Source organism: Paenibacillus sp. FSL H8-0034 (genome assembly GCF_038000305.1).
Lineage (GTDB): Bacteria > Bacillota > Bacilli > Paenibacillales > NBRC-103111 > Paenibacillus_S.
Genome location: NZ_JBBOBS010000001.1, coordinates 7,118,126 through 7,142,161, shown reverse-complemented (window position 1 = coordinate 7,142,161; position 24,036 = coordinate 7,118,126). Strand labels below are relative to the sequence as shown.

The window sequence follows — 24,036 nt, the reverse complement described above, 5'->3', positions numbered from 1 at the left end:
ATGAAAGTAAGAAAAGCGATCATACCGGCTGCGGGGCTGGGAACCCGATTTCTCCCGGCTACCAAGGCCATGCCCAAAGAGATGCTGCCGATAGTCGATAAGCCGACCATTCAATACATTGTAGAGGAAGCGATAGAATCAGGGATTGAAGACATCATTATCGTTACGGGCAAAGGAAAACGAGCCATTGAGGATCACTTCGACAGCTCCTTCGAACTGGAGCACAATTTATTGGAAAAACAAAAATTCGATTTATTAGATGCAGTCCAGAAGTCTACCAATCTCGTAGATATTCACTATATTCGTCAAAAGGAACCGAAGGGTCTTGGACATGCCATCTGGTGCGCCCGTAAATTTATTGGAAATGAGCCCTTTGCCGTACTTTTAGGTGATGACATTGTGCGTGCACAAAAGCCTTGCCTCAAGCAGATGATTGAACAATTTGAACTTCATGCGGCTTCCATTATCGGCGTGCAGCATGTTGCGGATGAGGAAGTTTCCAGATATGGCATTGTGGACGGATTCAAAATCGAGGAACGATTATTCAGTATTAACCACTTGGTTGAGAAGCCCAAGAAAGAGGAAGCTCCATCCAATCTCGCCATTCTGGGCCGCTATATCCTTACTCCACGCATATTTGAAATATTAAGTGTTCAGCAACCTGGAGCCGGCGGAGAAATTCAGCTTACGGATGCGTTAGCCGAATTGAACCGATTTGAAACGATGTACGCTTACGAATTTATCGGGAAACGCTACGACGTTGGTGACAAAATGGGTTTTATCCAAACGACTATCGAATATGCGCTGCAGCGTGATGAGTTAAGATACGGTCTACTCGCGTACCTTTCCAAACTATTGGAGCAGGAATTAATTATGGAACAACCGAAAATAATCGACAGTTATTATTCGGTTGTACCTAAATAGGTGATGCGGAACATGTCCAAGAAGGTGTTGTTTTGCGCTACCGTTGATGTTCACTTTAAAGCGTTCCATCTGCCTTTTATAAGATGGTTCAAGGAGCAAGGCTGGGAAGTTCATGTGGCGGCGAATGGAAATACAGAGCTTCCATACGTGGACAGGAAGATCAGCCTGCCGATCCAAAGGTCGCCACTCCAATGGAACAACCTGAAGGCCTACCATGAGCTTAAAACGATTATGAATCGAGAGAACTATGAAATTGTTCATTGCCACACTCCTATGGGTGGAATGCTGGCTCGGTTGGCTGCGCGAGAAGCAAGGAAACATGGAACCAAGGTCATTTACACCGCCCACGGGTTTCATTTTTGCCAGGGAGCTCCGCTGTTGAATTGGCTCGTGTATTACCCTATTGAGAAAATTCTCTCTCACTTTACAGACTGCCTGATTACGATTAATGAGGAAGATTATGCGCTGGCGGTTAAACGTGGGTTCAAAGCACAAAGGATTGAGCATGTGCATGGTGTTGGCGTTAATACAGAACGTTTTCAACCGCTGGATGATATACATAAGCAGGAAATAAGGCTGAAGTTTGGTTACCAGCCGGACGATTTCTTGATGTTTTATGCGGCTGAGTTCAATAAGAATAAGAACCAGCAGCTACTGATCGAAGCATTGGCCATGATCAAGGACGAATGTCCGAATGCAAGGCTGCTGCTGGCGGGAGAGGGCGTTTTACAAGCCAAATGCAGCGATTTGGCCAAGCGGCTTGGCGTGTCAGACAAGGTTGATTTTCTCGGGTATCGTAATGATGTCGATCAAATACTGCCGATGTGTGATATTGCCGTAGCTTCAAGCATTCGTGAAGGCTTGCCAGTTAACATTATGGAAGCGATGGCCAGCGGCCTTCCTATTATAGCTTGTGACAATAGAGGGCACCGCGAACTAGTCAGCAATCATAAGAACGGTTGGATTCTGGAGCAGAATGACAGTCAGGGATTGGCCGATAAAATAAAGCTGCTCGTCCGGGATCAGGATCTGAGACTTCAGCTTGGCCGATCAGGACGTGAGATGATGGAGCAAACGTATGCAATTCACGAGGTATTGAATGAGAAGTGCAGTATTTATACCGATTTTATGGGCGGAAGGGAGAGTGTGAAGTGGGCTACCCAATAAGGGTTCTACACGTAGTGGTCAATATGAACCGGGGTGGTGCTGAAACCCTGATTATGAACCTGTACCGTAATATGGACCGCTCGAAGTTCCAGTTTGATTTTCTAACCTGCAAAGAGGGCGTTTTTGATGCGGAAATCGTGGAGATGGGAGGAGTGATCCATCGAATTCCCTATGTTAATGAGGTGGGTCATTTCGGCTACATCAAAGCTTTAAAGCAATTTTTTGCAACACATCAGGAGTATACAATTGTACATTCGCACATGGACAAAATGACGGGCTTCGTGCTAAGAGTTGCTAAGGAAGGGAATGTACCTACGAGGATCGCTCACAGCCACAATACCAGTAGTGAAGGCAATGCTGCAGTCAAAGCCTATAAGTGGTATGCAGGGAGATATATCGGACACAGCGCTACCCATAGAGTGGCATGCTCGAAGAAAGCCGCCAGATGGCTATTCGCGGATCAGGAAGAGAAAACGATGATCGTCATGAATGGCATCGAAAGTGAACAGTTTGCCTTTTCATTAGAAACCAGAGAACAGGTCAGACAGGAGCTTTCGCTCACCGAAGATCATTTTGTTGTTGGCCATGTAGGTCGATTTGCGCATCAGAAGAATCATTCATTTCTTATCGATATCTTTGCTCAGCTGAATAAAGAAAGACCGGAATCAGTATTGGTATTAGCAGGAGACGGTCCGCTGCGGTTTGAAATTGAAAAAAAAATAAGGGATCTGAATTTAAGGAACAGTGTTTTATTTCTCGGGATAAGAGGCGATATTAACCGATTGCTTCAAGCGTTTGATGTGTTTGTATTTCCATCCTGGCACGAAGGATTACCCGTTACACTCATAGAAGCTCAAGCAGCAGGCTTGCCTTGTTTCATCTCGGAGTCTATTACACCGGAGGTGGATACGGGAATTGAATTGGTCGATTATTTACCCTTGAGCGACAAAATGGCTTGGGTGTCCAAGATTAAATCCTTGATTACACAATCCAGCCAAGCACCGCGAAACTTATCCGCTTATTTCTTGTCCAGCAAAGGATACGATATCAAAAACACCGCACAATGGGCGGAAAACTTTTACTCAACAGTTTCGAGGTGAGCCGGTTGAACAAGCTAACTGTATTTACTCCCACTTATAATAGAGCCTACTGCCTGCATATTTGTTATGAGAGTCTTAAACGTCAAACCATACCAGATTTTACCTGGCTCATTATAGATGATGGCTCTACTGATCATACAAAGGAACTGGTAGAGAGCTGGATGAGCGAGAAGGCTGTGCAAATTCGGTATCATTGGCAGCATAACCAAGGTATGCATGGAGCCCATAACACAGCGTATGAGCTTATCGATACCGAGTTGAATGTATGTATTGACTCGGATGATTACATGCCCGACGACGCGGTTGAGAAAATACTCCGCTTCTGGGATCAGCATGGAAGTGATAAAGTGAGCGGTTTGATCGGCCTTGACTCGTATACGGACGGACGAATTATTGGCTCCAGGCTGCCGGACCATCTGAAGTGTTCCACACTGTTTGACCTCAATAACCGACAGCATGTTACGGGTGACAAGAAGCTGGTTTATCGGACTGAACTGACTAAGCAGTACCCATACCCTCTATTCAATAATGAGAAGTACGTAGGCCTGGCATATAAATATTATATGCTGGACCAGCAATACGAAATGCTGCTTATGAATGAGGTCATCTGCTGCGTTGATTATTTACCGGATGGCTCGTCGATGAACATGTTAAGCCAGTATTTGCGGAATCCTAGAGGTTTTGCTTTCTATCGGAGGGAGCTTATGAAGCACCCCTTTGCCGGTCTATTATTTAAATTTAGACAATCGATTCATTATGTATCAAGCAGTCTGATTTCAAAAAACCGCAGGTTCATGAGTGAGACGCCTTGCAAGTTATTGACGCTGCTTGCGATCCCGCTTGGGATTATGTTCTATTACTACATTGTTAGAAAAACAAGAACGTCCTAAGTGATCGAAAGGAAAAGTAAAAAAATGACCATAATTTGGGTGAGCCTTGCAATGGTTTACATTTTTTCTTTTTTATCAAGATATATGGCTAGACCTGTGACGGATGGGTATGGGCTTGCTCCCGTAATGATAAAGCCTAATAAATATATGGCCTTTTTAGTCGTAATAATATTCGTTACTGTATCCGGGCTTCGAAAAAACATCGGGGATACATTTTTTTATATGCATACTTATGTGATTAATGAATTTACGTGGGACTACATTATCACCGATAAAGATATTGGTTTTGGCATCTTTCAAATGGTTCTGAAAAACTACTTTAGTGACCCACAAGTATTGGTATTTACAACCGCATTAATTACAAATGTGCTCATCGTAAGTGTTTTATATAAATATTCAAGATTATTTGAATTGAGCCTATATGTGTTTATTACATCGGGACTATATACAGTTTCGATGAACGGGATCAGGCAATTTCTTGCGGGAGCGATCATTTTTGCCGCAACCAAATATATATTTGATGGAAGCTGGAAAAAGTACTTTTTAATCGTTTTGTTCGCTTCAACCTTTCACCTGAGTGCACTCATTCTCATTCCGATTTACTTTATTGTTAGAAGGAAAGCCTGGACTTCCGCTACGTTCCTGCTTCTATCTTTAGCCATCTTACTTGTTATTGGATACAATCAAATTTCCGATGCTATGTTTTCAGCTCTACAGGATACCCAATATGGGAGTTACAAAAACTTCAATGAAGGGGGAGCAAACATAATCAGGGTTGCTGTTGAAGCGGTACCCATTCTATTCGCTTACCTGGGAAGAGACAAACTAAGGGAGATATTCCCCTATAGCGACTATGTTGTCAATATGTCGATACTGAGTTTGGTCTTTATGGTAATAGCAACGCAAAACTGGATTTTTGCTAGATTTACGATCTATTTTGGACTGTACAATTTAATATTAATTTCATGGATTGTACATTTATTTACCAAGAAACATCAAAAGCTTATTTATTACGCGATTATCTTATGCTATTTGGTTTATTTTTTTTACGAGCAAGTGATTACGTTAAATATTGTTTACAGAAGTGACTATTTGAATTTTTAAAAAGTCAAACTATTTTGCATGGAAGCTTGACCGTATGATCGCCAAGGTTTTTAGCTGAAATGATCAGGAGCATGATAATGATGAAGCGACTCATTGATTTGTTGATTTCTATTTCATTAGTAATATTTGCGTCTTTTTTTATTATTGTACTTGCGGGGCTGGTTAGATCGAAACTAGGATCCCCGGTATTGTTTAAACAGCAGCGTCCGGGATTGCACGGCAAACCTTTTTATTTATATAAATTTAGAACCATGACGGACGCGAGGGATGAGGAAGGGAATCTTTTACCCGATGATGTCAGACTGACTCCTTTTGGACAATTTCTCAGAAAATACAGCCTGGATGAATTAATGCAGCTAGTTAACGTTATAAAAGGTGATCTGAGTTTAGTCGGACCGAGACCCTTGTTGATGGATTATTTGTCCTTATATACGGAGGAACAAGGCAAAAGGCACAGTGTAAAGCCGGGAATGACCGGATGGGCTCAAGTTAATGGAAGGAATCAAATATCCTGGGAAGAGAAGTTTAAGCTCGATGTTTGGTATGTTGAAAATCAAAGCCTGCTGCTTGATTTCAAAATTTTAATCTTAACCGTGTTTAAAGTGCTGAAATCGGATGGGATACAAAACGGTAATCATGCAACGATGCCTATTTTTGAAGGGAGTATGAAAAATGCTAGACAATAAAATCAATATCTTGTTTACTAGCTCCGGCAGAAGAATGTCGCTGTTGAGGGACTTTAAGGAATTGTTCGTTCAAAAGAAAATTAACGGTAAAATCATGACAGCGGACCTTAGAGCAACCGCTCCCACTGCTTTTATAAGTGATACCCATTTTATTGTCCCAAGAGTAACGGATCATAATTACATAATGGAACTACTTCGTATATGTCAATTGGGCGATGTGGATATTATTATTCCGCTCATCGACACCGAATTGGTTATCTTTTCGGAGAATCGACATGTTTTTGAAGAAATTGGAGTCAAATTATTAGTTTCAAGTAAGGAATTAAACGAAATTGCAAGTGATAAAACGAAAACATACAAGTTTTTCCAAGATAAACATATTTCTACCCCGAAGGTGTATAGCGAAGATGAATTACATAAAAAGCAGTATGAATTTCCTTTATTGATCAAACCCTTTGACGGAAGTTCAAGCAAGGGGGTAGTGAAAATCAATAATGAAAAAGAGTTGTATTTTTTTAAAGACTACATTCCTAATGCTATGGTTCAGGAGTATGTGGTTGGAGAAGAGTATACGGTTGATGTGATGGTCGATTTTAATGGGAATATTAGAACAGTCGTGCCAAGGCTGCGCTTAGAAACGAGAGCGGGAGAAGTTAGTAAAGGGGTTACTAAGAAGGATCATGAAATTATTGCCGCAGTACAACATGTAGTCAAGGTCTTGCCTGGAGCGGTGGGATGTATTACTTTACAATGCTTTAAAAAAGAAAATGGAGAGATTACGTTCATCGAAATCAATCCCCGTTTCGGTGGAGGTATTCCACTTTCCATAGAAGCAGGTGCTAATTTTCCGTTATGGGTCGTCCAAATGTGTAGCGGTGAGACCTTCTCTGAAGGTGATTATAACTGGCGTGAAAATCTCACGATGCTTAGATACGATGAGGCCGTGTTTACCGAAAGTATTCGTCATGGCTATTAATGCGATGGTTTTTGATATGGACGACACCTTATACGAAGAAAAGGATTATGTGAAAAGCGGTTTTAAAGCGATTGATGATTGGATGAAGAGAGATTTTCAAGTCTCTGGTTTTTATGAAACAGCATTAGAGGTATTTCACTCAGGTGAAAAAAAATTCGTCTTTAATAAAACGCTGAAGAAACTAAATATGAAGATAGATGATCATTTGATTACGAGTATAGTGAATTATTATCGCTCCCATGATCCGAATATTCATCTGCTGGACGATGCAAAATGGGTTTTTGAGCATGTAAACAACGTCGTCAAAATTGGCTTGATTTCAGATGGATATTTGGTTGCCCAGGAAAAAAAGGTCCATGCACTTAAGCTCCGCGAGAAATGTCACTCCGTTATTCTTACCGATAAATGGGGAAAGGAATGCTGGAAACCAAGTCAAGTAGCCTATGAACAAGCAAGTCGTGAATTACAGCTTCCGCATGATCAATGCGTTTATATCGGGGATAATGTGCAAAAAGATTTTATAACTGCCAAACGGCTGGGTTGGACAACAATCTATATCGATCGAAAAGAAGGGGTATATGCAGGAGTCACCGTTGAACCGGAATATATGGCACATTATATAATCGATGATTTAAGAAAACTATCTGATCTACCAATGCTGCAGCATATGTTTGTTTAATACCACTTGGATTTTCTTGTTCTTAATTAACTACAGAAAGGTTGAATGTGTATGCATAATGAACCCAGAATTTATCTTTCCCCTCCGCATATGAGCGGGAATGAGCAGACCTATATCCAGGAAGCCTTTGAGACCAATTGGATTGCACCACTTGGACCGAACGTCGACGGTTTTGAGAAGGAGCTTGCCGCTTATGTCGGGACCGACGATGCCGCTGCCGTTATTTCGGGTACGGCTGCCATACACTTGAGTCTTCGCTTATTGGATGTAAAAGCCGGTGATACGGTTTTTTGTTCAAGTCTTACATTCGTAGCTAGCGCCAACCCGATCTTGTATTTGGGAGCGACGCCCGTATTTATTGATTCCGAGCCTGATACCTGGAATATGTCACCTCAAGCGTTAGAAAACGCATTGCGAGATGCAGCTCGAAAGGGAAAAATGCCGAAGGCTGTTATCGTCGTTCATTTATATGGTCAATGTGCCAAAATGGACGAAATTATGGCGTTATGCAATTTCTATCAGATCCCGGTCGTCGAGGACGCAGCAGAATCTCTTGGTTCGACGTATAAAGGGCGTGCAAGTGGATCTATCGGCACCTATGGGATCTATTCGTTCAACGGGAATAAAATCATTACGACTTCAGGAGGAGGCATGCTGGTTTCCAATGATGTGGAGAGATTAAAGCAGGCACGTTTTTTGGCAACCCAGGCGCGTGATCAGGCTGTCCATTACCAGCATAGCCAGACCGGGTATAACTATCGAATGAGCAATGTGTTGGCGGGGATTGGGAGAGCTCAGCTTGGAGTGCTTGAGGAGAGGGTTCAAGCAAAAAGAACTATTTTCAAACGTTACGAGCAAGAGTTATCTCGTCTGCCAGGAGCAGGCTTTATTCCTGAGCTGACGAATACCCGTTCGAATCGTTGGCTGACCATTTTAACGGTTGATGAGAAAGAAGCCGGTGTGTCTCTGAATGAATTGCTGGAAGCGTTAGCCTTGGAGAATATTGAAGCTCGTCCTGTTTGGAAGCCGCTTCATCTGCAGCCTCTTTTTGCGGGGGTCAGGCTTTACCCTCACAGCGAGAGTCGAATCGTTTCCGAGCAGTTATTTAAAAAAGGAATATGCCTTCCCTCAGGGTCTGGAATGACCGAAAGTGAGCAGGAGAGGGTGGTGGATTGTATTAAAAGGTGCTTTGTAAAAAAAGCAAGCATTATCGCCTGAACAAGCTCGTGATCCGAACCGTTAATTGATTTTTTGAGCATGATGCCGAAGCTTCATATAAAATTGATTTTTCATTTTCGAGTCAAGACAATCCCTGTAGAGGATAAAATTGTACGTATACAAAACCTTATGGTAAGTAAATGTCGCCTTTTTCAGTAATACCGTCGTAAGTGAGTACATAACATGACCCCCTTGTTCTATATTTATGTACTATTATACGGGTGTATTCAGTTTAAAGCTACAGTGTGAATAGGGGAGGAGGTGGTTCGAAGGGACTCTACGTTCTGATGGGTAGCAATGATGGCTGAATCAAATCTTAAATCTTGCCAAAAGTGTCACTTTGGAGTGATGTACATGATCGGTAACAATATCTCTGCTATTCGGAAACAAAGAGGGTATACGTTGTCTGAGCTTTCAGAGAGAGCTGGTGTATCCAAATCCTATTTGAGCTGTATCGAAAGAAATCTTCAACAAAATCCATCCATTCATGTTATGGAAAAAATAGCCTCGGTTTTAAAGGTTGACCTCAAGAGGCTGTTACTTATTACAGGTGATGCGGAAAAAAAGCAAATTGAAAAAGAGTGGATGGATTTTATTTATGATTTGAGAAAATCAGGTATTAATAAAGAACAGATTCATGAATACAAAATCATTATTGAGTTTATGAAATGGCACAATGACAAAAACAAGTAGAAGGATACAGCCCTGGCTTTGGTGGATCGTATTGGTGGTCTCTTTGGGTGTTATTTATTGGCTAGCTGTTTTTCAGATATTTACCGGAGAACACACGATGGTGATCATTCGGCGTATAACGGGTATGACTGAAAATCATGCATATGCAATGAATGTAATCGTACGCAAATCTGCGCATATTCTGACCTATGGACTACTAGGTGTATTGCTATATATAGTCATCAGACAGCATGCAATCGGTTACGCGTGGTTTGGTGCCACTCTGATCGCTGTACTGGATGAATGGCATCAATCCTTTGTACCTGACCGGACTCCTTTAGCACAAGATGTCCTCCTTGATTCATTGTCAGCGTGTTTATTTCTATTGATTTTTGTTTATTTGAAGAGACGACGATAATTGCGTTTGTACAGTTGCACGACAAAGAGCCCCTTCTGGGGCTTTTTGTACAAAATACGATTGGCTCGTTGGAAAAACGAGTTTGTTCTTTAAAGAGAATTTTGATATACTGTAGTCACTAAGTTATCTCAATTCATCAAGTGAAGAGGGAAGATTCAGAATGATAGGTAAACGTGTCCAGCAGTTTAGAAAAGAAAAGGGAATGTCTCTGACGGAGCTGGCCGAACGTGCAGGCGTTGCTAAATCGTATATAAGTAAATTAGAACGTGATATTCAGAAAAATCCTTCCATTGAGTTTCTCGAAAAAATTGCGGCTGTATTAAACGTGACGGTAAACAGACTTATTGATTCCGAGGAACCGACCGCTAATGACAATGAATTTGATCAGGAGTGGTATGACATTATTAAAGACGCGATGTCATCAGGGGTGGACAAGAAGCGGTTTCGTGAGTATCTGGAGTACAACAAGTGGGTAATGAACCGTCCTAACGATGACTAGCTGAGCAAGCTCTGTATCAGACACTTTATAAGTTAGCCCCCTGCGTTAAACATAACCACTCGTCTTGTATTTCACTTGAGAACATATTGATCATTTTCAGTGTTCATATCCAGATGCGGCACAGGTTGCTCGGGGCCTGACAGGAATGCGCGAATGTCGCACGGATTAAGCCCCATCTTACGAGCACTCATAATAAGCTCCACCCACTCCAGATCAAGCAACTCAAGCTCCACTCGGTTCGTGCTACTCACAGGTAACCCCTCCTAAATAAATGAATGCGGTTGGATACAATATGTATCATTAAATGTATTATTGCATGTTTATTTTGCGAAATCAATCATGATTATTAGTTTTTATACAAAATGTATCATATTTAACATTTTTGAAGAAGCAAGAACGGTTAGGTTACCGTATGGGGCGAACTTCGAACATAGACAAAGCTTCCTTACGGGTGATATGATGAAACCAGACAATTGTATACGTGATAGAATAGGTGCGAGTGCTGAGAAATCTCATTCGCTTAAAAGGGAAGCCGGTTCAAATCCGGCACGGACCCGCCACTGTAAAGAACGCTAATCGAGATTGGCAAATGCCTGAAAGATGTATCCACTGAAGCAGCATTAGTGCTTTGGGAAGGAGTCGGGCACGATGTTCTGAGTCAGGAAACCTGCCTGTTTAAACAACACTGTTAACCTACGTGGATTTAGGCAAGTGTTAGAGACTGGCTTACTTACAGAGGTAAAGGGCAGAGAGCCTGTTGTCGATGTATGTATGTGATGCAACAGCATTTCTAACACATTGGAAGTGCTTTTTTTGTTGTCATTTTATGGATGTGGATAGGGAAAGGATGTGCAGCTTGTGGCAGGGAAATTGCTGATTGTCGGTTTTGGACCCGGCAGCTTTGAACATATAACGAAACGGGCTCGTGAAGCGCTCCAGGAGAGCGATGTAATCATCGGTTACAACACCTATGTAGACTTAATCAGCGGTTTGCTGAGCGATCAGCAAATTGTAAGAACGGGTATGACTGAGGAAGTGAGCCGTGCTCAAGAGGCGGTGCGGCAGGCGGAAGCAGGGAAAAAGGTTGCGGTCATTTCGAGCGGTGACGCTGGTGTATACGGAATGGCGGGTCTGGTGTACGAAGTACTGATGGAAAAGGGCTGGCACCCGGAGGACGGCGTGGAGGTTGAGATTATTCCCGGTATTTCGGCGATTAACTCATCGGCATCCCTGCTGGGCGCACCGATTATGCATGATTCCTGCACGATCAGTCTTAGCGACCATTTGACGCCTTGGGAACTGATTGAGCGGCGGGTTGAAGCGGCTGGACAGGCGGACTTCGTAATCGCCTTGTACAATCCGCGAAGTGGCAGACGGACTCGGCAAATTGTGGAGACGCAGCGGATTCTGCTGAAGTATCGTTCACCGGAAACACCAGTTGGCATTGTGAAAAGCGCGTATCGGGATCGTCAGCATATTGTACTAACGAACCTGCGGGATATGCTGGATCACGATATCGGCATGCTGACTACGGTCATTATCGGCAATTCGTCAACAATGGTCTATGACGGATTGATGATTACGCCTCGCGGCTACCAACGCAAGTACACGCTCGGCGCCGACGTGCAGCCACTGCGGCCGCATCAGCGGCTGCGGCAGGAAGCAGAGCCTTGGGCGCTGGAGCAGCTGCCCGAGGAAGCGAATGACGAATACGATGATGAGGAATGGGAATCCGAAGCAGAAGGAGACTCCCTGATTGAGGATATAGACGATGAGGAATGGGATGACGAGGAGGATGAGCGCATCCCGAACGTTGGGTCGACATCAGCGGCAATCCGCCAGCCAGATACCCTGTTAGCGAGCTCCGCATCGCCAAGACCGGGAACAACAGATACACCGAAGCTGGCTTCCAGTGAGGGTGTATTGGGAAAAGCGACTTCAGGTAAACCTGCTTTGTTGCACAACGAAGGACCGTTTGGAAGGGCAACGATAGTAGGTGTGTCCACTGCTGTTGAGCCGAGTGCTGTAGCAGTAGCAGAACGCCACGTCAGTGCAGATCCACTGCTGCTGGCCATGGAGGCGCTGCAGCTTGTGGATCGAAGGAATGGAGTGGCAGCAGTCAACACGTTGGCGGCACCATCTGTGGTGACTGCATCAACTGCTGAACCGGCACGATCTGCAGCACCTGCTGCGGTCACAGCAGGTTTGTTCAGGCAGCAATCGATCTTTGAGCTTGCCGTCAGCCCAGGCGTGGCCAACAAGCAGTTCACGGCGAAGCAGATGCTGACTTTGGCAGCCGTTGTCGGCGACAAGGGATCGATGGAATATACGCCACATCATCAACTGATCTTGCGTGTGCCTACAGATAATCCGGCAGAGATTACGGATAAGCTTAGCAAGGAAGGATTATTGCTGGCTCCGATCGGCGATGTCGCACAGGTAAAGGCTTGCGATTTTTGCAATGGCGAGAAGGGCGAGTCTATTCCTTATGCGGAGGAGCTGCAGGCGAAGCTCGGTGGGCTGGGCGTTCCCAAGGAAATGCGAATCGGTTTCAATGGCTGCGGAATGGCCTGCTATGGTGCCGTCAACGAGGACATCGGAATCGTCTACCGCAGGGAGAAGTTCGACTTGTTCCTGGGCGGTAAAACCGTAGGTCGTAACGTTCACCCGGCTCAGCCGGTTGCTGAAGGGATTAAGCCTGAGGATTTGGTCACCACGATTGAAAATATTATGCATCGATACGTAACCGAAGGTCATCCGAATGAAAGATTCCATAAGTTTTTTAAAAGAGTCAAGGAGCTTGAAGGCTACCGTCATCAAGATTTGCCTGTCTTTACTATAGAAAATGCGATTTGCGGAGATTAGGAGCTTTTAGCATGGATAGGCCATACGAATATGATGCTTGTAATGATGCAAAACATCGTATGGCCGAATGATTCGAAGCTGCAGGCAGTTGTAACGATGAAAAACATCGTAAGGTGAACGATTTCATCCAAATTGTTCGATTTGTTTAGTTCTAACGATGTTTTATATCGTACCCGTTACTTTTCGTATGAAAGACGCTGCTGTTATGATGTTTTATATCGGATCAGCTGCTTATTTTGAGAGAGATGCTTCTATAATAATAAGTTTTGCTAACATCCGCCTTTGTACGATGCTGTTAAGGCATTCAAAAATAGTTTTTCTAAGTGATATGAAGCTTACGTTTATGAAGTCAGTTTTTGATTAGGAAAACATAGTTGAGCTTATGATACAGTTTTCCTTCGGAAAACTATGAGGAGGTAACCCATGAACGCTGTATTATTTGTAGGGCATGGTAGTAAGGATGCCGAGGGTAATGAAGAAATCAGACAATTTGTTGGCGCGATTGCGAAGGAGCTTCAAGGGCCGCTCGTTGAAACGTGCTTTTTGGAGTTCGAGAAGCCGAACATTCGTCAGGGAATTGATCAATGTGTAGCCAAGGGTGCGACGCAGATCGCTGTGGTGCCCATTACTTTATTTTCTGCTGGACATGCCAAGATTCATATTCCTGCAGCTATCGATGAGGCCAAGCTGCGTCACCCGTCAATCCGTTTCAATTATGGCAGGCCGATAGGTGTGCATGAGCAGGTATTGGACATTCTCACATCACGACTGGGAGCAGCCGGAATAACGGAAGCTACCTTGCAGGAGCAAGGACAGGAGCTGGAAGAAACGGCCATATTGGTCGTGGGACGAGGCAGCAGCGATGCTGACGCTAACAGCGATCTGTTCAAAATATCCCGGTTATTTTGGGAAAAGCTGAAAGTAAAATGGGTAGAAACGGCGTTCATTGGTGTAACGGCTCCTTTGCTGGAAGAGGGAATGGAACGATGTTTGAAGCTCGGCGCCCGTAAGGTCATCATACTTCCCTACTTTTTATTCACGGGCGTTCTGATCAAACGGATGGAGAGCATGCTGGAAACCTTTGAAGAACGCTACCCCGAGCATCAATTTTCACTGGCTGATTACTTTGGATTTCATCCGAAGCTGCGGCAAATTTTGATAGAACGTGCAACAGAAGCTTTGCAGGGCGAAGCCAAAATGAACTGTGATATGTGTCAGTACCGGATCGCCGCGATGGAGCATATCGATCACCACCACCATGATCATGATGATCATCATCATGGACACGATCACCACGACCACGGCCACGATGATCATCATGGGCACGATCATGAACATACTCACGAACATAAACATGCAGATGGGCATGATCATCATGACCACGACCATGACGATCATCACCGCCACGATCATTCGCATGACGAAGAGCATGATCGCGATAAACAGCCTGTCAACAACAAGACGGTTGCATCATCCTAATAGAAGGAGGCGTAACGATGATATTAGTTATGGCCGGAACCAGCGACGCAAGAGAGCTTGCTGTTTCCATTCAGCAGACGGGTTATGACCTGCTTACTACTGTTGTAACAGACAGTGCTGCGCAATCGATGGAGAATGCCGGTCTGCCTGTGATGGTAGGTCGGTTAACTGCCGAGCAGTTAGCTGCATTAGTCAAGGAGCGCGGTATTCGTACGATTGTAGATGCCACGCATCCTTTTGCCGAGGAAGCCTCGAAGAACGCAATCACCGCTGCCCGCGAAGCGGACGTGCCTTATATTCGCTATGAACGGGATCGGCTTACTTTTGATGGCAATCCGCTCATTACCTATGCTGACGACTACGAGCAGGCAGCCGAGATGGCCGCGGCCAAGCAGGGTGTCATTATGCTGACAACGGGCAGCAAGACACTGCATATTTTTGCCAAACGATTGTTGAATGAGCCGAATACGACCTTGGTAGCGCGTATGCTTCCCCGTCGAGATAATATGGAGAAGTGTGAAGAGCTTGGATTGCTGCAAAAGAACATTGTCGCGATGCAGGGCCCTTTTTCCAAAGCTTTAAATACGGCCCTATATGAGCACTATAAAGTCACATTGATGATTACCAAGGAGAGTGGCAAGGTTGGAGCTGTCGATGAGAAGCTGGAATCAGCGCTGGATCTTGGTATCGAAACGATCATGATTGGGCGGCCAGAGGTGGAGTACGGGGTGCATTTCAGTGATTTTGAAGATGTGATCAAGAAGCTGAACGAATTATTGAAGGGGGAGTAAGCAGGATGGATTTTAAAACGGAATTTAAACCATTGACAGTGCAGCCGCAGGAGATTGAGGAACGCAGCTTTGAAATGATCACGGAGGAGCTTGGCGAGCATCCTTTTACCGAGGAGCAGTATCCTGTTGTGCAGCGTGTTATTCATGCCTCTGCGGATTTTGAGCTGGGTCGCAGTCTTGTTTTCCATAGAGACGCTATTACAGCGGGTATTAAGGCTATTCGCGAAGGAAGACCTGTCGTTGCCGACGTACAAATGGTACAGGTTGGCATTAGCAAGCCGAGAATTGCCAAATTTGGCGGTGACGTGCGTGTGTATATTTCTGATCCTGATGTGATGGAGGAAGCGAAGCGCTTGAATACGACACGCGCGATCATTTCGATCCGTAAGGCGATTCTTGAAGCGGAGGGTGCCATCTATGCAATTGGGAATGCACCTACGGCACTGCTGGAGCTTATTCGACTTGTCAAAGAGGGTGCTGCTAAGCCGGGTCTTATCGTAGGCGTTCCGGTCGGCTTCGTATCGGCTGCGGAATCGAAGGAAGAATTGGCGAAGCTGGATATTCCGTTTATTACGAATATTGGGCGTAAAGGCGGCAGTCCGGTAGCGGTGGCAACGGTGAATGCGATCTCGCTGATGGCTGAACGGCTGGGATAGGTCACACTATGGCGATGGACAAGTCCGGGAGCAAGGAAGCACAAGAAGCCAAGCCACTGCGCCATGGGTATACGACAGGCTCTAACGCGGCGGCGGCGACCAAGGCTGCTTTAACGGCGCTAATCACGCAGGACGAGCAGACGGAAGCTACGATTCATTTGCCAATCGGTCAAGATGTGACATTCACGATAGTACGCTGCGAATTTACGTTAGAGCGGGCGGAAACCGAGGTGATCAAGGATGGCGGGGATGACCCGGATGCGACTCATGGCGCGCGGATTATTGCTGAGGTTACGTGGCGGGATGAGAGCGGTATTGAGCTTGATGGCGGTATTGGAGTCGGACGCGTTACGAAGCCGGGTTTACCCGTTGAGGTTGGAGAGGCGGCTATCAACCCGGTTCCGCGCAAAATGATTCGTCAGGCAGCAAACGATGTGCTGAAACAGTTCGAGCTGGACCGCGGAGTACGAGTCGTTATATCAGTCCCGGACGGCGAGGAAATCGCCAAAAAGACTTTGAACGGCAGGCTTGGCATCCTCGGTGGTATCTCTATCCTCGGTACGCGGGGGACGGTGGTACCTTTTTCTACAGCCGCCTATAAAGCAAGTGTGGCTCAGGCTATTCGGGTCGCTGTCAAATGCGGCTGTGAGCACATCGTGCTATCTACAGGTGGACGAACGGAGAAATACGGCATTGATATGTATCCTGAGCTGTCTGAGGAAGCTTTTGTGGAAATGGGTGACTTTGTCGGATTTGCCCTATTGCATTGCAAGCGACAAGGCATCAAGCGCGTAACGATGGTTGGAATGATGGGTAAATTTTCCAAAATTGCGCAGGGTGTGATGATGGTGCATAGCAAAAGCGCGCCGATAGATTTTGGTTTTCTCGCCAAGGTTGCTCTGGAGGCCGGAGCCACGGAGGAGCAGGCAGAATTGATTCGGGGAGCGAACACGGCTGCTTTGGTTGGAGATTGGATGCAGGAATGGGGATACCCTGGTTTTTTTGAGCTATTGAGCAGCTATTGCTGTGACATGGGCTTGAAAGAAGTGGGGGGCGGTATGGAGCTGGATACCGTAATTATTTCGATGAAGGCTGTACTGCTGGGAAGTGCCCGGAGAATAGGTGCGGAGGACAGATGAAAAGGTGAAAAGTGCCGCTGCGCGACCGAAGTATTCTTCCGATCACTGTTGTTCCCGAATTTTTCTGATTGTATAAGACAGGTAATGGTTAAAATTCGGGAACAAAGGTGAACGCTGACGCTTCTCCAGAACACCACGGTCACTCCGCTCTGTATTCACCGGGTTTTTAAAAATAGAAAGAACATGCGTTTTCCATAAGATTATGGTTACGAAGTGATTTAAGACTATGCTAACGAAATTAGCGGTCTTAGCGATCTTGGCGTTCCTCTGGAACGCTCTAAAGTCCGATGAATAAATAGCGGAGTGGGCGGAATCGTTCTGTAGAAGCGAAGCGTTCGCCTTTGTCTCAGGATTTCTACCGCTAAATGTCTTATACCATCAAGAAATCTGGAGACAACAGCGATCGGAGGAATGATCCGCCCGCGAAGCGGGACGTATTCATCCGTACTTAAAGAAGTCAGCGTTGCTGAAGCAACGCTTTAAGACTATGCTTACGAAGTTAGCGTTCCATTGGAACGCTTTAAGGAGACTAAACCATGAGCGGACAACAACCGCATGTACAAATAACGAAGCCCAAAGTGATCGGCATAGGCGATAACGGAAGGGATAGCCTGCTGCCCCTGTATGCAGATTGGATCGACAGCAGTGAGCTGCTGGTCGGTGGTGAGCGTCAGCTGCAATTTTTCCCTGGTCATCAGGGAGAGCAGTTGATTATTAAAGGTGGTTTGAGCGAACTGGCAGCCCGCTTGAAGGCAGAGTCGGAGCAGGGACGCAGTGTCGTGGTACTGGCCTCCGGTGATCCGCTTTTTTACGGGATTGGCGGCTATCTGAGCTCCAAGCTGGCGGTTGAGGTGTATCCGAATCTGAGCTCGATCCAGCTTGCTTTTGCACGAATGGGGGAGAGCTGGCAGGATGCCGAGGTTGTGAGTGTTCACGGTCGGAGCATAAAGGGGTTGGCCCAACGCATCGACGGGAAGAAAAAGGTAGCGCTGCTCACGGATGAAACGAACAGCCCGCAGGAGATTGCCCGCTATTTGCTCGCTTTTGGTATGACCGAATATCGTGTGTTTGTCGCGGAGAATCTGGACGGACCGAGCGAACGTACGGGCTGGTATGAGCTGCAGGAATTGGCTGAGCAGGCAGCGGAAGCTTTTTCGCCACTCAATGTCGTTATTTTGCGTCAAAGACCAGGTGTTTCCAGTGCAGATTTGCCTCAGTGGCCGTTTGGTATTGACGATGAGCTGTTTGCTCAGCGCAAGCCGGATAAGGGTCTGATCACCAAGAAGGAAATCCGGGTTCTGAGTCTTGCCCAGATGGGACTTCGGTCTGACAGCATTGTCTGGGATATTGGAACGTGTACCGGTTCGGTAGCGATTGAAGCAGCACGCATTGCCAGACAAGGCGCGGTGTATGCAATTGAAAAGAATGAAGCCGATCTCGCCAACTGCTTGGAAAATATGACGCGTTTCCGCGCCGATATAACAGCCATTCAGGGGCGCGCACCACAAGGCTTGGAGACTTTTGCCGACCCTGATGCGGTGTTCATAGGTGGCAGCGGCGGTGAAATGAAAAAGCTGCTGCATGTGTGCTGCACACGACTTCGGTCTGGCGGCAGAATCGTGCTTAATGCGGTAACGATTGAAAATTTATATGAGGCTAACCGAACATTTGCCGAGGAAGGCTTTGCTACGAATATTACTTTGGCACAAATTTCGCGGAGCAAGCCGATTTTGGATATGACCCGATTTGAGGGACTTAACCCTGTTTATATTATAACGGCCCGGCATCAAGAGCCGGAGAGTGCAGCAGTAAAGGAGACGAAGGCAGTTGAGTAACTTAGGTATTTTGTATGGCTTGGGTGTTGGGCCCGGTGACCCGGAGCTGATTACGGTAAAGGCTTTCCGGCTTCTGAAGGAATCCCCGGTTATCGCATATCCACGCAAAAAGCGGGGAGCCAAGAGCTACGCCTTAGCGATTACAGAGCTTTATGTCAACACGGAAGAGAAAATTATGGTTCCATTGATCTTTCCAATGACGAGAGACCGCGATGCTTTGGAGCTGCAATGGAATAAAACGGTGGATGCGGTATGGCAGCATTTGGAGCAGGGCAAGGATGTTGCTTTTGTCACTGAGGGCGATCCGATGATTTACAGTACATTTATTCATTTGATGAGGTTAATGGCGGAGCGACACCCTGAGGTGAAGATCGTATCGATTCCGGGCATCTCCTCTGTGAATGCATCAGCCTCAAGACTGGGGCTGCCGATGGCGGATGGTGATGAGAAAATCGCGATTGTTCCGGCTACGGATGACTACGATAAAATGCGGTATGCAATCGAATCCCATGATTGTATCGTATTTATCAAGGTGGCTAAGGTGATTGATCTGATGCTGCGTGTGCTCGGTGATCTTGGTTTGGTTGATAAGGCATCCGTGCTGACAAAAGTAACCTCCTCGGAAGAAATGATTTGGCGGGATATTCGCGTGCTGGAAGGCCGTGAGCTGGAATACTTAACATTAATGGTGGTGAGAAAATAATGGATAAAATCTATATTATTGGAGCCGGTCCCGGCGATCCAGACTTGATTACGGTTAAAGGCTTACGTTTGCTGCAGGAGGCCGATGTTGTACTTTATACAGATTCGTTGGTTAATGAGGACCTGATTGCCAAGGCGAAGCCGGAAGCGGAGATTTTGAAAAGCGCGGGTATGGACCTTAAGGAAATGGTCGATATCATGGTGGACCGCGTACGTCAGGGTAAAATGGTTGCCCGTGTACATACTGGTGACCCGGCCGTGTTTGGTGCCATTATGGAGCAGATTGCGCTGCTCAAAAAGGCAGGCGTCGGCTACGAGGTCATTCCCGGTGTCAGCTCTGTATTCGCCTCAGCCGCTGCGATTGGTGCCGAGCTGACGATCCCTGAGCTGACGCAGACTCTGATTCTAACCCGTGCGGAAGGCCGGACACCTGTACCTGAGCTGGAAAAGCTGAAGGACCTGGCGGCCCATCACTGCACGCTTGCCTTATTCCTTAGTGCCACACTGGTCAAAAAAGTTGTCGGTGATCTGCTGGAAGCAGGCTGGAGCGAGGATACGCCTGTTGCGGTTGTGCAGCGTGCCACTTGGCCAGATCAGCTCATCGTGCGTACGACAATCGCCAATCTGGAGCAGGACATGCGTGCGAATGGGATTCGTTCGCATGCAATGATTTTGGCAGGCTGGGCGCTGGACCCGGATATTCATAGCAATGAAGAGTATCGCTCCAAGCTGTATGACAAGGAATTCACGCATCGTTTCCGCAGAGGAGTGAAGCCCTCATGATCAGCTTAGTCGAGGGTCAATTTCCACAAATTGAGCAAAATGGCGATTATGCGATTGTAGCTATTACGAAGCACGGCGTCGAGCTTGCCCGCAAGCTGCAGCAATCATTTTCTCATTCAGATTTGTATTATATGTCCAAGTTTGCGCGCGGCGACGAAGCGGAGCTCGGTATTCAGCTGTTCGAGGGCAGTGTAAGAATGCTGTTCCCTGCTTTATTTCCAGCCTATAAAGGCATCATCACGATCATTTCCCTGGGTGCTGTGGTGCGAATGATAGCCCCCTTGCTGGTTGATAAGAAATCCGATCCCGGAATCGTCGTCATCGATGATAAAGGGGAGCACGTAATCAGCATGCTGTCCGGCCATTTGGGCGGCGCGAATGAGCTGACCCGCGAGGTAGCTGCGGCTATCGGTGCCAGAGCTGTTATTACAACTGCTTCCGATGTGCAAAAAACGATAGCCGTCGATCTGTTCGGCCGCCGCTTCGGCTGGGTGTGGGAATCCGCAGCGAAGCTGACTCCGGTCAGCGCATCGGTCGTTAACGAGGAGCAGGTTGCCGTCGTGCAGGAGTCCGGGGAGCCGGGCTGGTGGCTGCATGATTCTCCTCTGCCTGCGACCATACGCGAGTATGCGTCTGTCGAGGCTGCACTGGCCGCACAGCCACAGGCTGCGCTTGTTGTTACGCATCGTGTACTGTCTGCGACTGAAGAAACAATACTAACCAATGGTGTGTTGTATCGTCCAAAGGTGCTTGCACTTGGCATCGGCTGCAACCGCGGCACAGCTGCAGAGGAAATTGAGGCCGTGATCACCGAAACCTTGGCCGAATTGCAGTTCTCGATCAAGAGCGTCAAGGCCATCTGCACGATTGATCTGAAAAAGGATGAGGAAGGCTTGCTTGCTGTCACTCACAAGTACAGCTGGCCGCTCGTGACCTACACCCCAGAGCAATTAAACGAAGTACATATCGAGGCGCCCTCCGATACCGTACATCGGTTTACGGGCGCATATGGCGTCAGCGAGCCTGCAGCGAAGCTGTATTCAGGAGCATCCAAGCTTGTTCTGACCAAGAAGAAGTCCGGCAACGTGACAATTTCTGTCGGTCTCATCGATTTTGTGAAGCTGGCTGAGAATTCAGCACAGGAGGCCGCTGGGGTTAATGCATCAGATGCTTCAAAAGAGGCGTCCACACCAGCATCATCGGCAGTGAACAACAATCAAGCCGGGGTACAAGCCGATGGCCGATAGAAAAATCGTAATTGCCGGAACCGGAAGCGGTGTCGGCAAAACTACACTAACCATCGGCTTGATGGCAGCTCTTCGTAATCTCGGTCATCAAGTCCAGGGCTTTAAATGTGGACCTGATTATATCGATCCTACGTTTCATACCGCTGTAACCGGACGCAGCTCACGTAATCTCGACAGCTATATGCTGTCTCATGATACTGTTAAGGAAATTTATACAAGAGCCAGCCATGACGCCGATATTTCGATCATTGAAGGGGTTATGGGCTTCTACGATGGTAAAAACCCGAAAAACAACGAAGGCAGCACCGCCGAAATCAGTATGCTGCTGGATGCACCTGTTCTCTTGGTCGTGAATTGCCAGAGCATGGCGCGCAGTGCTGCTGCGATCGTTAAAGGCTTTCAGTGTATGGAGCCGCGCGCACGAATTGTTGGTGTGATCGCCAATAGAGTAGGCAGCACTAATCATCACCGGCTTGTGAGTGAGGCGATTGAGCAGGAATGTGGCATTCCGGTGCTTGGGTATGTGCTGCGCGACGATCAACTCTCGATGCCGGAGCGTCATCTGGGTCTCGTTCCTTCTATAGAAAGAGGAGAGCTGCAGCCGTTTTTTGACGGCTTATCCACTTTAATCTCAAGTACCGTCGATGTTCAGCGCATCTGGGAGCTGGCGGAATCTCCGGAAGTTGAGCTCTCAGAGGATAGCCCGCGGATATTTATGCCAGCAGATAGCCTGCCGCAGCCGCAGGTTACGATTGCTGTTGCCAAAGATGCGGCCTTTAACTTTTATTATCAGGAAAATATCGAGCTGCTGGAAGCAAATGGAGCCAAGTGCATCTATTTCTCCCCACTTGCTGGTGAGCCGCTTCCCGCGGATGTGCATGGTCTGTATCTTGGAGGCGGTTTTCCCGAGGAGTTTGCCGACAAGCTGGCTGCGGATGAAGCCGAGCCCGTACGTCAGTCGATTCGCGAAGCGATCTCCGGTGGGCTGCCTACGCTGGCAGAATGCGGAGGGTTCATGTATTTGACGGATTCGATAGCGAATACGAATGATCAAACCTATCCGATGCTGGGACTGATTCCTGGTACCGTCCGCATGCAAAAGAAGCTCGCTGCGCTTGGTTATCGGGAAATTACCGGTACTGAAGGCAACTTCCTGCTGGGAGCTGCGGATAAGGCCAAAGGCCATGAGTTTCATTATTCAACGTTTCAACCCGAAGTGGCGGCAGCTATACAGACTGACGCACAGTCTCATGACAGCCAGTCACAGAATATGAAAGAGTCAGTTCCCCAACCAGAGCTGGCGTTGCGTCATGCGTATGTAACGAAGGGACTGCGTGGGACCAAGCCGGAAGGCTATCTGAACGAGCAGGGAAATTTGATCGCCGGATATACACACATTCATTTTGCATCCGAGCCAGCTTTGGCAAAGCGGTGGGTAGAACAATGCAAGCAGTATAAGCAACTTAAAGAACATTAAAGCACAATCCAACGAGAGGGGAATCACGAATCATGTCTGTTATGGAACTGCTGCGCAAGCGGCGCGCAACCCGAAATGTTCAACCCATTGAAGTCGAAGATGAGAAAATCGATGCCCTGCTCGAAGCTGCGGCCTTAGCGCCTAACGACAGACTGCGCGAGCCTTGGCACTTTTATGTGATCCGAGGCGAAGCCAAACAGCGTTATGAGGCGCTGGCACTTTCCTATTTGGAGGAGCGGTTCCCGACCAAGCCGAAGCTTGTTGAAGAGTCATTGAAGGTGCTTACCGCAACCCCGCTCGTCATTGTAGTTACGTCTGATGTGATCCCGAATGATCCTGCATCATCCAAGGATAATGAATATGCCACAGCCTGCGCCATTCATTCCATGTGGCTTGCCGCAGGGGAGCTGGGACTTGGTTTGGTATGGCGTACTCGTGGGATAGGTCTGGTCCATGACGAACGGATGCATGAGTTTATCGGCTCACCTGCAAATAAAAAGGTTATCGGTACTGTGTTTATTGGATATCCGATTGATGAGCCTGCAGCAACTGCAAGAACACCTCATCGGGATAAGACGACATTTATACAATAAGCTTTGTCTAAGTCAGGGAATAATTAAACGTCTGTACGACAAAACGATTCTGATGAAAATGTATGCTTAAAAGCGGTGATACCAGGCTAGGGGTGGCTTACACTGAATGGGGTAAGCTGCCTAATTTCCTGATGTT

The 24,036-nt window shown here is 46.7% G+C and carries 24 protein-coding genes and 1 riboswitch; of the genes, 23 read left to right on the top strand and 1 reads right to left on the bottom strand.

The window, feature by feature from the left end; all coding sequences use genetic code 11:
* From galU to NST47_RS31860, 12 genes are all read left to right on the top strand, one after another.
* Window positions 1-924 carry a UTP--glucose-1-phosphate uridylyltransferase GalU gene (galU, locus tag NST47_RS31915; RefSeq protein ID WP_341158733.1) on the top strand — a complete coding sequence of 308 codons (924 nt, stop codon included), beginning with the start codon at window positions 1-3 and terminating at the stop codon, window positions 922-924.
* 12 nt (window positions 925-936) lie between these two features.
* A complete protein-coding gene (locus NST47_RS31910; protein ID WP_341158732.1) occupies window positions 937-2,091 on the top strand; it encodes a glycosyltransferase family 4 protein in 1,155 nt (384 codons plus the stop codon).
* Complete coding sequence (locus NST47_RS31905) at window positions 2,076-3,191, top strand: glycosyltransferase family 1 protein (RefSeq protein WP_341158731.1); 1,116 nt, start codon at window positions 2,076-2,078, stop codon at window positions 3,189-3,191. The genes NST47_RS31910 and NST47_RS31905 overlap by 16 nt, the downstream gene beginning before the upstream one ends.
* Window positions 3,192-3,196: 5 nt before the next feature.
* Window positions 3,197-4,081 carry a glycosyltransferase family 2 protein gene (locus tag NST47_RS31900; RefSeq protein ID WP_341158730.1) on the top strand — a complete coding sequence of 295 codons (885 nt, stop codon included), beginning with the start codon at window positions 3,197-3,199 and terminating at the stop codon, window positions 4,079-4,081.
* A 24-nt stretch (window positions 4,082-4,105) separates the two neighbouring features.
* Window positions 4,106-5,185, top strand: a complete 1,080-nt coding sequence (locus NST47_RS31895; RefSeq protein ID WP_341159801.1) for an EpsG family protein — start codon at window positions 4,106-4,108, stop codon at window positions 5,183-5,185.
* Window positions 5,186-5,265: 80 nt separating this feature from the next.
* Entirely contained in the window at window positions 5,266-5,871 is a 606-nt protein-coding gene (locus tag NST47_RS31890) for a sugar transferase (RefSeq protein ID WP_341158729.1), read from the top strand.
* Window positions 5,858-6,847, top strand: coding sequence for an ATP-grasp domain-containing protein (locus tag NST47_RS31885; RefSeq protein WP_341158728.1), 990 nt, complete (start codon window positions 5,858-5,860; stop codon window positions 6,845-6,847). Before NST47_RS31890 ends, NST47_RS31885 begins: the two co-directional genes overlap by 14 nt.
* Window positions 6,837-7,526 carry an HAD family hydrolase gene (locus NST47_RS31880; RefSeq protein ID WP_341158727.1) on the top strand — a complete coding sequence of 230 codons (690 nt, stop codon included), beginning with the start codon at window positions 6,837-6,839 and terminating at the stop codon, window positions 7,524-7,526. Before NST47_RS31885 ends, NST47_RS31880 begins: the two co-directional genes overlap by 11 nt.
* Before the next feature lie 51 nt (window positions 7,527-7,577).
* Window positions 7,578-8,744: an aminotransferase class I/II-fold pyridoxal phosphate-dependent enzyme gene (locus NST47_RS31875; RefSeq protein ID WP_341158726.1), complete on the top strand. Its 1,167-nt coding sequence runs from the start codon at window positions 7,578-7,580 to the stop codon at window positions 8,742-8,744.
* Between the two features lie 297 nt (window positions 8,745-9,041).
* The gene (locus NST47_RS31870) at window positions 9,042-9,437 is read left to right on the top strand and encodes a helix-turn-helix domain-containing protein (protein WP_341158725.1); all 396 of its coding nucleotides are present in this window, start codon (window positions 9,042-9,044) and stop codon (window positions 9,435-9,437) included.
* On the top strand, window positions 9,421-9,834 hold the full coding sequence (locus NST47_RS31865) for a VanZ family protein (RefSeq protein WP_341158724.1): 414 nt from the start codon (window positions 9,421-9,423) through the stop codon (window positions 9,832-9,834). Before NST47_RS31870 ends, NST47_RS31865 begins: the two co-directional genes overlap by 17 nt.
* Window positions 9,835-9,994: 160 nt before the next feature.
* Window positions 9,995-10,333, top strand: a complete 339-nt coding sequence (locus tag NST47_RS31860; RefSeq protein WP_341158723.1) for a helix-turn-helix domain-containing protein — start codon at window positions 9,995-9,997, stop codon at window positions 10,331-10,333.
* A gap of 71 nt (window positions 10,334-10,404) precedes the next feature.
* On the opposite strand, the gene NST47_RS31855 is transcribed toward NST47_RS31860, so the two are convergent.
* Window positions 10,405-10,584 carry an anti-repressor SinI family protein gene (locus tag NST47_RS31855; RefSeq protein WP_341158722.1) on the bottom strand — a complete coding sequence of 60 codons (180 nt, stop codon included), beginning with the start codon at window positions 10,582-10,584 and terminating at the stop codon, window positions 10,405-10,407.
* A gap of 223 nt (window positions 10,585-10,807) precedes the next feature.
* Window positions 10,808-11,022: riboswitch (cobalamin riboswitch) on the top strand.
* A gap of 169 nt (window positions 11,023-11,191) precedes the next feature.
* Here NST47_RS31855 and cobJ point away from each other — a divergent pair.
* The 11 genes from cobJ (at window position 11,192) to NST47_RS31800 (ending at window position 23,900) form a co-directional block, all read left to right on the top strand.
* Complete coding sequence (gene cobJ / locus NST47_RS31850) at window positions 11,192-13,198, top strand: precorrin-3B C(17)-methyltransferase (RefSeq protein WP_341158721.1); 2,007 nt, start codon at window positions 11,192-11,194, stop codon at window positions 13,196-13,198.
* 423 nt (window positions 13,199-13,621) lie between these two features.
* On the top strand, window positions 13,622-14,677 hold the full coding sequence (locus tag NST47_RS31845; protein WP_341158720.1) for a sirohydrochlorin chelatase: 1,056 nt from the start codon (window positions 13,622-13,624) through the stop codon (window positions 14,675-14,677).
* Window positions 14,678-14,694: 17 nt separating this feature from the next.
* Window positions 14,695-15,468, top strand: a complete 774-nt coding sequence (gene cobK / locus NST47_RS31840) for a precorrin-6A reductase (RefSeq protein ID WP_341158719.1) — start codon at window positions 14,695-14,697, stop codon at window positions 15,466-15,468.
* A gap of 5 nt (window positions 15,469-15,473) precedes the next feature.
* The gene (locus NST47_RS31835; protein WP_076233329.1) at window positions 15,474-16,124 is read left to right on the top strand and encodes a precorrin-8X methylmutase; all 651 of its coding nucleotides are present in this window, start codon (window positions 15,474-15,476) and stop codon (window positions 16,122-16,124) included.
* Between the two features lie 14 nt (window positions 16,125-16,138).
* Window positions 16,139-17,263 (top strand): cobalt-precorrin-5B (C(1))-methyltransferase, encoded by a 1,125-nt coding sequence (locus NST47_RS31830; protein WP_341159800.1) that lies wholly within the window; start codon window positions 16,139-16,141, stop codon window positions 17,261-17,263.
* A gap of 536 nt (window positions 17,264-17,799) precedes the next feature.
* A complete protein-coding gene (gene cbiE / locus NST47_RS31825; protein ID WP_341158718.1) occupies window positions 17,800-19,098 on the top strand; it encodes a precorrin-6y C5,15-methyltransferase (decarboxylating) subunit CbiE in 1,299 nt (432 codons plus the stop codon).
* Window positions 19,091-19,801 (top strand): precorrin-2 C(20)-methyltransferase, encoded by a 711-nt coding sequence (gene cobI / locus NST47_RS31820; protein ID WP_076233331.1) that lies wholly within the window; start codon window positions 19,091-19,093, stop codon window positions 19,799-19,801. Before cbiE ends, cobI begins: the two co-directional genes overlap by 8 nt.
* Window positions 19,801-20,583, top strand: coding sequence for a precorrin-4 C(11)-methyltransferase (cobM, locus tag NST47_RS31815; protein ID WP_341158717.1), 783 nt, complete (start codon window positions 19,801-19,803; stop codon window positions 20,581-20,583). The genes cobI and cobM overlap by 1 nt, the downstream gene beginning before the upstream one ends.
* Window positions 20,580-21,830, top strand: coding sequence for a cobalt-precorrin 5A hydrolase (locus tag NST47_RS31810; RefSeq protein ID WP_341158716.1), 1,251 nt, complete (start codon window positions 20,580-20,582; stop codon window positions 21,828-21,830). Before cobM ends, NST47_RS31810 begins: the two co-directional genes overlap by 4 nt.
* On the top strand, window positions 21,820-23,307 hold the full coding sequence (locus NST47_RS31805; RefSeq protein ID WP_341158715.1) for a cobyrinate a,c-diamide synthase: 1,488 nt from the start codon (window positions 21,820-21,822) through the stop codon (window positions 23,305-23,307). The genes NST47_RS31810 and NST47_RS31805 overlap by 11 nt, the downstream gene beginning before the upstream one ends.
* A gap of 32 nt (window positions 23,308-23,339) precedes the next feature.
* The gene (locus NST47_RS31800) at window positions 23,340-23,900 is read left to right on the top strand and encodes a nitroreductase family protein (RefSeq protein ID WP_341158714.1); all 561 of its coding nucleotides are present in this window, start codon (window positions 23,340-23,342) and stop codon (window positions 23,898-23,900) included.
* Window positions 23,901-24,036 lie beyond the last annotated feature (136 nt).